We start from the raw sequence: 12,188 nt of genomic DNA on the forward strand, positions 1-12,188 counted from the left end.
GGATTTCGTGCCTAGAATAGGATCATGACCGACCCCCGACAAAACCAACCGGATGATGGCGCTGTTGTTGAAAAAGAACGGCGCAAGGTTCAACCCCCACCGCTGTATCAGGTGGTGCTGCTTAACGACGATTACACGCCGATGGAATTCGTCGTGCATGTACTGCAAAAGTTCTTTCGTCTGCCACATGAGTCGGCAGTGCAGTTGATGATGGAAGTGCATACCAATGGCCGGGCCACCGCTGGGACTTACACGGCGGAAATCGCCGAAACCAAAGTGAGCCAGGTCAATAAGTATGCACGCGATCACCAGCACCCTTTGATGAGCACTATGGAGCGCGCCTGATGTTAAGCCAAGAATTACAGAAAGCCCTAGATGCGGCCTTCGTGCAGGCCCGGCGCAGCGGTCACGAGCTGCTGACGGTCGAGCATCTGCTGCTAGCGTTGCTGGACGACGCTGAAGTGACCGGCGTGTTGCGTGCCGTTGGTGCGAACCTAGACCGGCTGGGCAAGGATCTCGAGCAATTCCTGCTCACGAATGTGCCCACCGCGGAAAAGAATGAAGATGGTGAGTACGAAGTACAGCCCACTGTCGGTTTTCAGCGTGTACTGCAGCGCGCGGTGTATCACGTGCAAGCGGCGGGCAAGAAAGATGTGCGTCCCCTGAATGTGCTGGTTGCTTTGTTCGCCGAACGCGACAGTCACGCCGTGTATCTGCTTGCCGAGCAGGGAATAGCGCGGTTAGACGTGGTCAATTACATATCCCATGGCATCTCCAAAGATGATGACGCGGATAGTTCAGAAGCCCCAGAGAGTGAAGAAGCCAGCGGCTCAGAAGAAGCCGCACCATCGGCTTTGGCGCAGTACGCTGTCAATCTCAACAAACGCGCCGCTGAGGGGCTGATTGATCCTCTGATTGGGCGCGACCAAGAATTGACACGGGTGATCCAAACCTTGTGCCGGCGACGCAAAAACAATCCCTTGTTGGTGGGTGAGGCCGGCGTTGGTAAGACCGCCATCGCCGAAGGATTGGCGCGACGGATTATTGACGGACAAGTGCCGGAACTGCTGGAAAATGCAGTGGTATACGCCTTGGATCTGGGAGGCTTAGTCGCTGGCACCAAATATCGCGGGGATTTCGAGAAGCGTCTGAAGGGCGTTCTGAAGGAGCTGGAAGCACAGCCATGGGCGGTGTTATTCATTGACGAGATCCACACCATTATTGGCGCCGGGTCTGCCTCCGGCGGCGTGATGGACGCCTCGAACCTGCTCAAGCCGGCATTGTCCGATGGCAAGCTGAAGTGCATGGGCTCTACCACCTACGCAGAGTTCCGCGGAATTTTCGAAAAGGATCACGCCCTGGCGCGTCGTTTCCAAAAAATCGATGTAACGGAGCCCAGCGTGGCGGATACCGTCGCCATTTTGGAAGGTCTCAAGACCCGGTACGAAGAACATCACCAGGTGAAGTACACGCGCGCCTCCTTGGAAAGCGCTGCCGAATTGGCTGATCGCCACATCAACGATCGTCAGTTACCGGACAAGGCCATCGATGTGATGGATGAAGTGGGTGCAGCGTTGCGCTTGCTGCCAGCGAACAAACGGCGTAAGACGGTGCAAGCCAAAGATATCGAAGATATCGTGGCGCGCATTGCCCGCATTCCGCCACGGAGTGTGTCTATCGACGACAAGGCCGCTCTGCGGACCTTGGAGCGTGATCTGAAACTCCAGATCTTTGGTCAGGATGAGGCCATCGGTATGTTGGCTGCGGCCATTAAACTGTCCCGCAGTGGCTTGGGTAACCCTGAGCGGCCTATTGCCAACTTCCTCTTCGCTGGCCCCACCGGTGTGGGCAAAACGGAAGTGACGCGCCAGCTCGCTAATCTTCTGGGCGTGGAGTTACTGCGCTTTGATATGAGCGAGTACATGGAGCGCCACGCAGTGTCGCGGTTAATTGGCGCGCCTCCCGGCTATGTGGGCTACGACCAGGGTGGCCTCTTGACTGAAGCAGTGAATAAGCACCCGCACGCCGTGCTCTTGCTAGACGAAATCGAGAAGGCTCATCCAGAAATCTTCAACTTGCTATTGCAAGTCATGGATCACGGCACGCTTACCGATAACAACGGCCGTAAGTCGGACTTCCGCAACATCATTTTGGTGATGACGACCAATGCGGGCGCGGCTGAAATGGATCGGCCGTCTATCGGGTTTACCACCCAAGACCACACCACCGACGGTATGGAAGCGGTGAAGAAGATGTTTACACCGGAGTTCCGCAACCGTCTGGATTCGATCGTGCCATTTTCTCACCTGGATCATGCGGTTGTACGCTCCATCGTGGACAAGCTGTTGATGCAGCTTGAAGTCACCTTGGAAGCCAAACGCGTGATGCTCGATGTAGACGATGAAGCCCGAGACTGGTTGGCCAAAGAGGGTTATGACCCAGCCTTAGGCGCACGTCCCATGGCCAGACTTATCCAAGAGCGGGTGAAGCGGCCGCTGGCTGATGAGTTGCTGTTCGGCAAGTTAGCCCAAGGCGGCCGAGTACAGGCGCGCGTGAAAGATAACCAATTGTCATTGGAAATCGTTGAGCCAGAAGAGGCGAGCACCGTCGGTTAACTGGCCATGGGGCTCCCGGCAGCATGAATCGAGGCCATGTTGCCGGGTGATCACCCCGCCCCTATGAGTCGCAGAAGGCGCACAAGGACGGTAGGCGCTGCAGGAGAAGAGGGACGATAGGGCCGTCCCCAGAGACCCCACCAACGCAGGTGCTGGGTGCACCTGACTCGGGCCGCCAAACGCTCAGCTCCGCTTCTGAAGAATGTGGTGAAAATACTCGCTAACGACTCAAAGCCGTTCCCCACTGATGCGGAGTGGAAACAGCATGTAAGCGTCAACCGAGTTGGTAGAGCAACACCGACCCATCACGTCGCTATCACGGCGTCCTAGCCAAGGTCTTTAGAAATCGTTAGTGGCCGTATCGTGAAGCCGTCAAAGGGTCACCAACACGGCGATGATCACCGCAAAAGCGGCTCAATGTCTGGAGACTAGTTGTGAAGGCTACGGTGCGCGAGTCAGCGCTGCCTTCAACGTCCGCGGTAGGTGATGCGGCCTTTGCTCAGGTCGTATGGTGTGAGCTGAACAGTGACGGTATCACCCGTGAGAATGCGGATGTAATGCTTGCGCATACGTCCTGAAATGTGAGCAGTCACGGTGTGACCGTTTTCCAATTCGACACGGAATGTAGTGTTAGGCAGGGTGTCAATCACCTTACCTTCCATCTCGATCAGATCTTCCTTAGGCATGCACGTTAAATATTGAAGTTAGCAACAAATTATCGGCTTTAGGGGCTGCAAAATCAAATGCCTATTGACGTCCACGGGTGGTTTGTAAGCCATGGTCGTTGGGAAGATGGTCCACGTTTCCGGCCAACCAGCGTCGGCGGATGCCAGCTGCGGGCTCGCGCACACGCGCGGTGGTGAGGCGCGAACGGAGCGCACTCAGGAATCGCCCGCGGGCCCAACTTTCGAACCCCATCCTGGCTAAATGTGCAGATGGGATTTGTGCGTCAATGAGGTTTACGCCCAGACTCAGCAGCACATCTTCGAGTGCGCAAAGCGCCAACTTAGAGCCATCGCTGCGCAAGGAAACCATCGATTCGGCGAAGAAAACCGGGCCGCGCCGAACTCCATAAACGGCGCCCGCCAGCGTTTGGTCAATCCAAATTTCCACACTGTGGGCATGGCCTAAACGGTGCAGTTCGGTGTAAGCCTGCTGCATTTGCGGACCCAGCCATATGCCCTGGTCGGGATCATTGGCTCTGGAGCAGTGGCGCAGTACCTCGGTAAATGCCAAGTTCCATGTGGCGGCGAAACGCTCTTGTCGGAGCTTACGCTGGAGTTTTTGACTGCGGTGGAGTTGCCCACAAGGCAATACAGCGCGAGGGTCAGGAGACCACCACAGTATAGGCTCGCCAGGCGAGAACCACGGGAATATTCCTTGCTCGTAGGCGGCCAACAGCCAAGCTGGGCTCAGGTTGCCGCCGGCCGCGAGTAGGCCATTGGGTTCGCGCATTGCCAGCTGTGGGTCGGGGAAATGCGGGCGCGTCTGGCTTTGATCGAGCCAAACAAAATGCGAGCGGGCATCCATCAGCCCCGGCGCTCTCCGTCAGTGCTGCACGGAGCGCGCGCCGGACGCTGCCACAGTACGCCCCCCGGCTGTATCAAGGCTTTAGTGGCAATTGCGAATTTCTTGTTTGCGGAACAGACCATCCAGGGCGAGCTCAACAGCAGTGTCATGTTCAAAGCGACTGATACCGTCGCGTTCGCCCATGGCAATGCCAGCTTCTTTCAGGTGGCCTTGATCATCAAAGTGAACCAGGGCGCCGGCGGTGCGTACTTGTACGTCGGCGTCTTTATCCTGTTGGTCAACGATGACCTGCAGGTAGCGCAGGCGATGCGCAGAATACTCTGGCAATGGACGCTCGCCAGAGGCGACATCTGCGGCGATATCGGTGGGAACTTCTTCGATTCCGCCTTGCGGCGTAAATAAAAAGTGTGAGACGTGCAGCATGTTCTGCGTTCCTTTAAAACCAGTGCAACAACGGTTGCCTCTGTTGGTTATGGGGTTAGAAGCGATGCCATTCAAGTGCGGCATGGGCCCGCGCTCACCTACCGGTATACTTCAATATCATGTGGCCTGATGCAAGTTTTTGGCCAAGAAAACACAAGATGATGGGATTGAGGCGATGACAAACACCAGCGCAGCGCCAGCCGTAGGGCGGTGGTGGCAACGCGGGCTGAGAGAAGCCATGCTGCTGCTGTGCGCGGGCGTGGCGGTGATTTTGTTGGTGGCTTTGCTGAGCTACCAGCGCAGTGATCCCGGTTTTGCGCAGAGTGAAGGCTGGCATCGCCCTGACAACCTTATGGGTTGGGCGGGAGCCTGGTTGGCCGATTTGTTACTCAGTGCCCTGGGCTGGGTGGCCTATGTGGTGCCTTGGTGCATTTTGGGTGCAGGTATCCAGCTCTACAGGCAGGATGGCGCCGTGTTGCGCTGGCCTTGGCTGCGTTGGTGCGCGGCCGTAGTTTTGCTGCTTGGGGCCTGTGCTCTGGCCAGTTTGCATACGCGAATAGGCGCGCAGCTGCTGCCACAGGGGCCGGGAGGCATTCTGGGTGCTGCTTTGGCGGAAGTATTCACGCTCATTCTCAACCCCATGGGCGCCACCGTGATGCTGTTGGCTCTGCTTGTCGCTTGTGCACCCCTGGCATTGCACTTCAGTTGGCTGCGACTCATCGACGCTACTGGCCACCGAGTGCTAATGGTCTACGCTGCTGCGCAAGGTCTGCAGCGACGCTGGCAGCAGGCTAGGGAGGCCAGAGCAAAGGCGAAGTCGCGGCGCCCTGCGGTGGTGAGCACAGCCATCACCCCTGCCAATCCTAAGAAGACGCCGAGCAAGTTGGCACCCGTGCTCGATGTGCTGCCGGGAGCTGGGGCGGCCAAAGCGGACAAGCCAAGCAAGAGCAGGCCTAAGAGCAAGGCCAAATCCAAATCGGCGGAGGCTCAGGGGCAGCTCAGTCTGCCTATTGCCAGCGGTGGTGGAGCAGAGGTCCCAGCCTTCACCGGTGATCCACTGCCTCCCATGGAGATTCTGGATCTCGCTAGCGGGCCGGTGGACACCTGGAGTCGGTCTGAACTAGAGCAGATGTCTGAGGACATTGAGCAGCATTTGGCCGACTACGGTGTACAAGCCAAGGTGGTGCACGTTGAACCGGGGCCGGTGATTACGCGTTTTGAGTTACAGCCCGCGCCAGGGGTGAAAGCTAGCCGGATTTCCGGGCTGGCTATGGATCTTGCCCGCGCACTATCGATGGTGAGTATCCGCGTTGTTGAGGTGATCCCTGGCAAATCCGTAGTGGGTCTGGAAATACCCAACAAACAGCGTGAGGTGGTTTCGCTGCGCGCGATTCTGGAGTCCAACTCTTACCAAAACGCAAAGTCCGCTCTTACGCTGGCGCTGGGTAAAGACATTGCTGGTGGCGCGGTGACCGCTGACTTGGCAAGAATGCCTCACCTGTTGGTGGCCGGGACCACAGGTTCCGGGAAGTCAGTGGCCATCAATGCCATGATTCTGAGCATCTTGTATCGGGCCACGGCTGAAGATGTGCGCCTCCTGATGATCGATCCCAAAATGTTGGAGTTGTCGGTCTACGAGGGGATACCGCATTTGCTGGCACCGGTTGTTACCGATATGAAGGATGCTGCCAATGCACTTCGTTGGTGTGTGGCTGAAATGGAGCGCCGTTATCGATTGATGTCGGCTCTGGGCGTGCGCAACATTGTTGGCTTGAACCGCAAGATTAAAGAAGCGCGGGATGCTGGCGAGCCGCTCAAAGACCCTTTGTATAAGCCCAACGAAGAGCTGGACGACCAGGCACCGCCGCCAGAGCTCGAGAACATGCCCTATATCGTGGTCATCGTGGATGAGCTGGCCGATCTCATGATGGTCGTGGGCAAGAAGGTCGAAGAATTGATTGCCAGGCTGGCGCAAAAAGCCCGTGCGGCTGGTATGCACCTCATTCTGGCAACCCAGCGCCCATCTACCGATGTGCTGACCGGTTTGATCAAAGCCAATATCCCCACCCGGATTGGTATGCGGGTCGCTTCAAAGCTAGATAGCCGCGTGATTATGGATACAAATGGGGCCGAGGCTTTGCTGGGTCACGGCGATATGCTCATGACCTCGGGAACCCCGGTGGCCAAACGGGTTCATGGTTGTTTCGTGGATGATCACGAAGTGCACAAGGCCGTTGAGTACCTTAAGCAGGTGGCTCCTGCCGAGTACATTGATGAGATTCTCGACGGGGCAGCTGTGAGCTTGCCTGGAGAACCCAGCGGCGGAGACGGTGAGAGCGACAGCGAAATGGACCCGCTGTATGACGAGGCGGTGAAGATTGTCACCGAAACTCGCAAAGCCTCCATTTCCTGGGTGCAGCGCAAACTTAAAGTTGGTTATAACCGCGCTGCACGCATGATCGAGGACATGGAAAGCGCTGGTGTGGTCAGTGCAGTGAACGATCGGGGGCAGCGTGAGGTCTTGGCTCCACCCCCACCGGAAATGTGAGTAAGGATATGTACAAGATCCTCATGTTTTGCTTGGCCCTCAGCACCAGTACGACGGTGAGTGCAGCCGACAGTTTGGCGAGGTTGCAGGCTTTTCGTGCGATTGATGAGCCGTTCAGCCTAGCGTTTGAGCAAAGCCTACTCACCGAGGATGGCCAAGCCGTAGAGACCCAGTCCGGGCGGCTACAAATTCTGCCGCCAAATCGTTTTGTTTGGCGCTACCAGCAGCCTTTTGTTGCCGAGTTCGGGAGTAATGGCGTGTTGGTCTGGCACTGGGACCCTGAACTGGCTCAGGTGACTGTTCGTGATGCCGACCAGGTCGTCGCGGATACCCCATTAGGCATATTGCTGGACGACAATGTCGATTGGCCGGTCCAGGCTGAGGGCGAACAGTGGTTACGCTGGGAGCCTCAGGGCGAGCAAAGCATGTTCACCCAGCTGCGTGTGCGGATGGGAGCGCAAGTTCCCGCTGAAATCGAATTGGTGGATGCTCTAGGGCAAACCACGCGGGTGCGCCTTACAGATCTTCAGATCCCGGATGCGAAGGTGGACCCCCGCTTTCCCCAAGTTGGCCCCGAGACCACGGTGGTCGACCAACGCGCAGCGCCTTGATTCTGCGCTGGTGGCTGCCCGGCTTGGCAAGCCTCTCGCTCGCCTGGCTGATGTTGGCGCCAATGCCTGAGACCATCGTCAGCCCTTGGCCCTGGATGGACAAGCTTGAGCATTTGCTGGCCTACGCCGCTTTGACCCAGCTTTGGCTGGCGCGTCGCCCCGTGTCCACTTCATTGGCCATGGGCATTGTGCTGTATTCCGTGTTGCTTGAAGGGGCGCAGGGATTCACCAGCTACCGTGCAGTTGATGCCATGGATGTGCTGGCGAATGCTATGGGAGTTGGATTGAGCCTGGGCTTCACCTGGTTGTGGCGTTCGCAGCAACACACCCGGCAGGATCTTGTATGAACTGGTGGGGTGTGGCTTTGGGGGGCGCCGGCGGCACTTTGCTACGCGCGATGATGTTGCGCTGGCTGGGGCCAATGATGGGCCCCTATGCCACCCTCGGCATTAACGCCCTAGGCAGCCTGGCTATAGGGTTGCTGTGGGGGTATTTGCTAAGCCGCCAACACAGCTCTATGTTGCTTTGGAATGCTCTGGGCGTAGGCCTGCTTGGCGGCTTCACGACTTACTCCAGCCATAGTCTAGATGTGCTGCGCCTGCTGCAGGCGGGCAAGTTCAGCAGTGCCCTGCTGTATGCCCTGGGGACGTTGGTTTTATCCTTGGCTGCCTGTGCTTTGGGTCTGTGGTGGACGCGCTCCACCTGAAAGCACCCGCCGTCAGGGCTACAATCAGCCGCCCTGAATGACTGACAACCGCAACTCATGCTCGATCCGCAAATTCTGCGCCGTGACCCCCAAGCCGTTGCCAAGGCCCTGGCTCGACGTGGTGTCCAATTTGATTTGGACGCTTGGTCCCAACTGGAGCAACAGCGCAAGCAGGCGCAGGTAAAGGCTGAAGAGCTTCAGGCCGAGCGCAACCGCCTTAGCAAGAGTATTGGCCAAGCTAAGGCCAAGGGCGAAGATGTAGCGCCGATATTGGCCCAGGTAGGGCGTTTGGGCGAGGCATTAGAAGCTGCCAAGCAGGCCTTTGAAAGCGTCTCCACGCAAATGCAGGACTTCAGCGCCGGGCTGCCGAACCTCCCCGATGCCAGCGTGCCCGACGGCCTGTCTGAAGACGATAACGTTGAAGTGCGTCACTGGGGTGAGCCAAAGGCCATCGCGGACCCACGGGACCACGTTGATCTGGGGGCGGCTCTCGGTGGTATGGATTTCGAGGCGGCAGCGAAGATCACTGGAGCCCGCTTTAGCGTTCTGCGCGGCTCTTTGGCGCGTCTGCACCGGGCGCTCACTCAGTTCATGCTGGATATGCATACCAGCCAGCACGGCTACGAAGAGGTTTACGTTCCCTATATTGTGAATGCGGATAGCTTGCGCGGGACAGGACAGTTGCCGAAGTTTTCCGAAGACCTGTTCCAATTGGCCGATACTGAGTGGTATTTGGCCCCGACTGCCGAAGTGCCCGTGACCAATCTGTTTCGGGATAGCATTTTGGCGGCAGATAGCCTGCCCCGAAAGATGGTGTGTCACACACCCTGTTTTCGTTCCGAGGCCGGGTCCCATGGGCGTGACACCCGAGGGATGATTCGCCAGCATCAGTTCGAAAAAGTTGAGCTGGTCCAGGTGGTGCCAGCGGCTGACTCATGGCAGGCGTTAGAAGCGCTGACCGGGCATGCCGAAGCCGTGTTGCAGGCTCTGGAGCTGCCCTACAGGGTCATGGCTCTGGCCGCGGGCGACCTGGGCTTTGCTAGCGCAAAAACCTACGATTTGGAGGTTTGGCTGCCCTCGCAAAACACCTACCGAGAGATTAGTTCCTGTTCGAACTTTTTGGACTTTCAGGCTCGGCGCATGCAAGCCCGCAGCCGGGATACGGCTGGAGCCAAACCAAGCTTGGTGCACACTTTGAATGGCTCAGGTTTGGCCGTGGGCCGTACCTTGGTGGCGATATTGGAAAACGGACAGCAGCCCGATGGCAGCGTGAATTTGCCCGCCGCCTTGGTGCCCTACATGGGGGGAGCAACCCAGCTGGTGCCCAGCGCAGCTTAAGACAGCTTAGGCCTGCCATTCTGCCTCGCGACGGAGGCAGAGTGGCAGAACTCCTCAGCTCGGAGCTGCGTCGGCGCTCGAGTTTGGGGGGTGTTTAAGCAGCGCCGCCGCGCGCGAATGTACGCCGCTGCTTTAAGCCTTGATCGTCGAAGCTAGGTTGCGCTGCGACCTTGAAGGCGGCCAGGCATTGCAAGGCCGTATCCAAGGACTGCCCCGCAGCCAATGCAAAGCTGTCGAAGCCGCAACGGCGCATGTAGAGCAATTGGTCGGCAAGTACGTCCCCCGTGGCTCGAATGCCTAGGCGAACACCGCGCTCACGCAGCTTGCGCGCCTGGGAATAAGCGCGGCCGTCGCTAAACGCGGGAAATTCCAGTTCAATGCCGGCGGCAGTGTCGAGCACGGATTGAGGAATGCTGGCCGCATCCAGGTCATGGGCCAGGCGCAAAACCGTTGGTCCGTTCAGCTCGGCCCAGTCATCCAAGCTCTGACGCTCAAATTCCGCCCAAGGGTCCGGATCAAGGAGTTGACCTTGGGCATTGATGACATCAGACATACACCGCCTCCTTGAAGGCTGCAATCCCAACCCGGCGGTAGGTGTCCAAGAAGGTTTCGTCGCCGCTGCGCAGCTCTCGGTAACGCTCAAGCAGGCGGCCAATAGCCGGAACAATATCTGCGCGAGATAGAGCAGCGCCCAGTCGGTCGCCCAGTGAGGCATCGTTCTTGGAGCTGCCACCCAGCGAAATTTGGTACCACTCTTCGCCTTTTTTATCCACGCCCAGAATGCCGATATGGCCTACGCTGTGATGGCCGCAACCGTTCATGCAGCCACTCATGTTCAGACGCAGTTCGCCTAGGCCTTCCAGTTCGTCTTGGTCGTCCAGCAACTCATTGAGCTCTCTGGCTACGCTGATGGATGAGGCATTGGCTAAGGAGCAAAAATCTAAGCCTGGGCAGCAGATCACATCGGTCGCCAGCCCAGCATTCGCTGTTGCTAAGCCCGCCTGCTGGAGTGCGGCATACACAGCCGGAACATCAACGGCGCGAATATCTGGAAGGATTAAGTTCTGCTCGTGACTAACCCGAATTTCACCAAAACCGTAACGCTCCGCGAGTAGCGCCACAGTGCGCATTTGCTCGGCGCTGGCATCACCCGGCGGTTCATCAGGAGCCTTTAAGCTGACCACAACGCTACGCCAGCCTTTTTGCTGATGGGCCTTGACGTTCTGGCTGATCCAGCTGGTCGGTGGGGCTGCGGCTTCGGTTACCGGCGCGGCCTCGGCGGTGGCGTAGTCCGGGCGCGGGAAAAAGCTGCTGTAATGCGCGATTTCCGCATCGCTAATCTGCAGCTCGCCGCCCTGCAGATTCTTGAACTCGGCCTCCACCAGCTCGCTGAAGATAGCGGCGCCCGTTTCTTTGACGAGGATTTTGATCCGCGCTTTGTACTTGTTGTCACGCCGGCCAAGGCGGTTATACACACGCAAGATGGCTTCGCAATAGGCGCGCAGGTCGTAAGGTTCCAAGGCCTCTCGGATGACAGTGCCCAGAACTGGTGTGCGGCCCAAGCCGCCACCGACGATCACCCGAAAACGAGGTGCGCCATCGACTGCATGAATTTGTAAGCCGATGTCATGGACATAGGTCGCCGCGCGATCCTGTGTCGCCGCGCTCACCGCAATCTTGAATTTCCTAGGCAGGTAGGCGAATTCTGGGTGTAGCGTGCTCCACTGGCGCAACAACTCACACCAAGGGCGCGGGTCCATCCATTCATCCGGGGCGACGCCAGCATACACATCGGAGCTAATGTTCCGAATACAGTTGCCACTGGTTTGGATGGCGTGCATCTCCACCGTCGATAAACGGTCCAAAATCGCAGGAACGTCCTCTAGCCGCGGCCAGTTGAACTGGATGTTCTGCCGGGTGGTGAAGTGCCCATAGCCCTTGTCGAAGTCTTCCGCGATTTGCGCCAACTCCCGCAATTGCTCGCTAGACAAGGTGCCATAGGGAATGGCCACCCGCAGCATGGGTGCAAAGCGCTGTTTGTACAGTCCATTTTGCAGGCGCAGCGGACGGTACTGCTCTTCACTGAGTTCACCAGCGAGAAAGCGGCGGGTTTGATCGGCAAACTGACGAACTCGGCTCTGCACCAGTTCGTGGTCTAGCGCGTCGTACTGATACATGCGATCGGCACTCGTAGTATTTCGGTCGGCAGAACCGCAATTCTACGCTTTCTTATTCCTGGGTGTTATTGAAAAAAGCAAATAGAAGAACAAAATTGCAGAAAGTTCTACCGGTGACCGAAGCCTTGGCACAGCAATGTGACGGCACTCCACCTTGCTTCGCTCGCGGATTTCTTCAGCATCTTCCTAGTGTCCCTTAACAGAAGTTCGTTGCATATATGAGCCCCTCAAATCGTCTGA

General features: G+C 57.7%; 12 protein-coding genes. 7 read left to right on the forward strand and 5 right to left on the reverse strand.

The genetic code is table 11. From position 1 onward, the window contains the following. Positions 1-24: 24 nt before the first annotated feature. A complete protein-coding gene (gene clpS, locus KI787_12805) occupies positions 25-345 on the forward strand; it encodes an ATP-dependent Clp protease adapter ClpS (GenBank protein ID MBV6630833.1) in 321 nt (106 codons plus the stop codon). Beyond that, positions 345-2,615 (forward strand): ATP-dependent Clp protease ATP-binding subunit ClpA, encoded by a 2,271-nt coding sequence (gene clpA, locus KI787_12810; protein ID MBV6630834.1) that lies wholly within the window; start codon positions 345-347, stop codon positions 2,613-2,615. Before clpS ends, clpA begins: the two co-directional genes overlap by 1 nt. A gap of 467 nt (positions 2,616-3,082) precedes the next feature. Here the strand turns inward: clpA and infA are convergent, their stop codons facing one another. The 3 genes from infA to KI787_12825 form a co-directional block, all read right to left on the reverse strand. After that, positions 3,083-3,301, reverse strand: a complete 219-nt coding sequence (gene infA, locus KI787_12815; GenBank protein MBV6630835.1) for a translation initiation factor IF-1 — start codon at positions 3,299-3,301, stop codon at positions 3,083-3,085. A gap of 61 nt (positions 3,302-3,362) precedes the next feature. After that, on the reverse strand, positions 3,363-4,145 hold the full coding sequence (gene aat / locus KI787_12820) for a leucyl/phenylalanyl-tRNA--protein transferase (protein ID MBV6630836.1): 783 nt from the start codon (positions 4,143-4,145) through the stop codon (positions 3,363-3,365). 81 nt (positions 4,146-4,226) lie between these two features. After that, entirely contained in the window at positions 4,227-4,568 is a 342-nt protein-coding gene (locus tag KI787_12825) for a hypothetical protein (GenBank protein MBV6630837.1), read from the reverse strand. Positions 4,569-4,743: 175 nt separating this feature from the next. On the opposite strand from KI787_12825, the gene KI787_12830 reads away from it, so the two are divergent. The 5 genes from KI787_12830 to serS all read left to right on the forward strand — a co-directional run bounded on the left by KI787_12830 (position 4,744) and on the right by serS (position 9,771). Continuing rightward, positions 4,744-7,116 carry a DNA translocase FtsK 4TM domain-containing protein gene (locus KI787_12830; protein ID MBV6630838.1) on the forward strand — a complete coding sequence of 791 codons (2,373 nt, stop codon included), beginning with the start codon at positions 4,744-4,746 and terminating at the stop codon, positions 7,114-7,116. Positions 7,117-7,124: 8 nt separating this feature from the next. Then, a complete protein-coding gene (locus KI787_12835) occupies positions 7,125-7,727 on the forward strand; it encodes an outer-membrane lipoprotein carrier protein LolA (protein ID MBV6630839.1) in 603 nt (200 codons plus the stop codon). A 62-nt stretch (positions 7,728-7,789) separates the two neighbouring features. Next, positions 7,790-8,074 carry a VanZ family protein gene (locus KI787_12840; GenBank protein MBV6630840.1) on the forward strand — a complete coding sequence of 95 codons (285 nt, stop codon included), beginning with the start codon at positions 7,790-7,792 and terminating at the stop codon, positions 8,072-8,074. Next, positions 8,071-8,433 (forward strand): CrcB family protein, encoded by a 363-nt coding sequence (locus KI787_12845; protein MBV6630841.1) that lies wholly within the window; start codon positions 8,071-8,073, stop codon positions 8,431-8,433. The genes KI787_12840 and KI787_12845 overlap by 4 nt, the downstream gene beginning before the upstream one ends. A 57-nt stretch (positions 8,434-8,490) precedes the next feature. Beyond that, positions 8,491-9,771 carry a serine--tRNA ligase gene (serS, locus tag KI787_12850; GenBank protein MBV6630842.1) on the forward strand — a complete coding sequence of 427 codons (1,281 nt, stop codon included), beginning with the start codon at positions 8,491-8,493 and terminating at the stop codon, positions 9,769-9,771. A 94-nt stretch (positions 9,772-9,865) separates the two neighbouring features. Here the strand turns inward: serS and KI787_12855 are convergent, their stop codons facing one another. Together KI787_12855 and KI787_12860 are read right to left on the reverse strand one after the other, a co-directional pair. Then, complete coding sequence (locus KI787_12855) at positions 9,866-10,324, reverse strand: DUF934 domain-containing protein (GenBank protein MBV6630843.1); 459 nt, start codon at positions 10,322-10,324, stop codon at positions 9,866-9,868. Continuing rightward, positions 10,317-11,948, reverse strand: a complete 1,632-nt coding sequence (locus tag KI787_12860; protein MBV6630844.1) for a nitrite/sulfite reductase — start codon at positions 11,946-11,948, stop codon at positions 10,317-10,319. The genes KI787_12855 and KI787_12860 overlap by 8 nt, the downstream gene beginning before the upstream one ends. Positions 11,949-12,188: the final 240 nt, after the last annotated feature.

It is taken from the genome of Oceanococcus sp. HetDA_MAG_MS8 (genome assembly GCA_019192445.1).
Lineage (GTDB): Bacteria > Pseudomonadota > Gammaproteobacteria > Nevskiales > Oceanococcaceae > MS8.

Bases quoted from the DNA above. Each gene is read 5' to 3' on its own strand.
- KI787_12835 (MBV6630839.1), top strand. From the start codon at position 7,125: ATGTACAAGATCCTCATGTTTTGCTTGGCCCTCAGCACCAGTACGACG.
- KI787_12840 (MBV6630840.1), top strand. From the start codon at position 7,790: ATGCCTGAGACCATCGTCAGCCCTTGGCCCTGGATGGACAAGCTTGAG.
- KI787_12860 (MBV6630844.1), bottom strand. From the start codon at position 11,948: ATGTATCAGTACGACGCGCTAGACCACGAACTGGTGCAGAGCCGAGTT.
- KI787_12825 (MBV6630837.1), bottom strand. From the start codon at position 4,568: ATGCTGCACGTCTCACACTTTTTATTTACGCCGCAAGGCGGAATCGAA.
- KI787_12845 (MBV6630841.1), top strand. From the start codon at position 8,071: ATGAACTGGTGGGGTGTGGCTTTGGGGGGCGCCGGCGGCACTTTGCTA.
- aat (MBV6630836.1), bottom strand. From the start codon at position 4,145: ATGGATGCCCGCTCGCATTTTGTTTGGCTCGATCAAAGCCAGACGCGC.
- clpS (MBV6630833.1), top strand. From the start codon at position 25: ATGACCGACCCCCGACAAAACCAACCGGATGATGGCGCTGTTGTTGAA.
- KI787_12830 (MBV6630838.1), top strand. From the start codon at position 4,744: ATGACAAACACCAGCGCAGCGCCAGCCGTAGGGCGGTGGTGGCAACGC.
- KI787_12855 (MBV6630843.1), bottom strand. From the start codon at position 10,324: ATGTCTGATGTCATCAATGCCCAAGGTCAACTCCTTGATCCGGACCCT.
- infA (MBV6630835.1), bottom strand. From the start codon at position 3,301: ATGCCTAAGGAAGATCTGATCGAGATGGAAGGTAAGGTGATTGACACC.
- clpA (MBV6630834.1), top strand. From the start codon at position 345: ATGTTAAGCCAAGAATTACAGAAAGCCCTAGATGCGGCCTTCGTGCAG.
- serS (MBV6630842.1), top strand. From the start codon at position 8,491: ATGCTCGATCCGCAAATTCTGCGCCGTGACCCCCAAGCCGTTGCCAAG.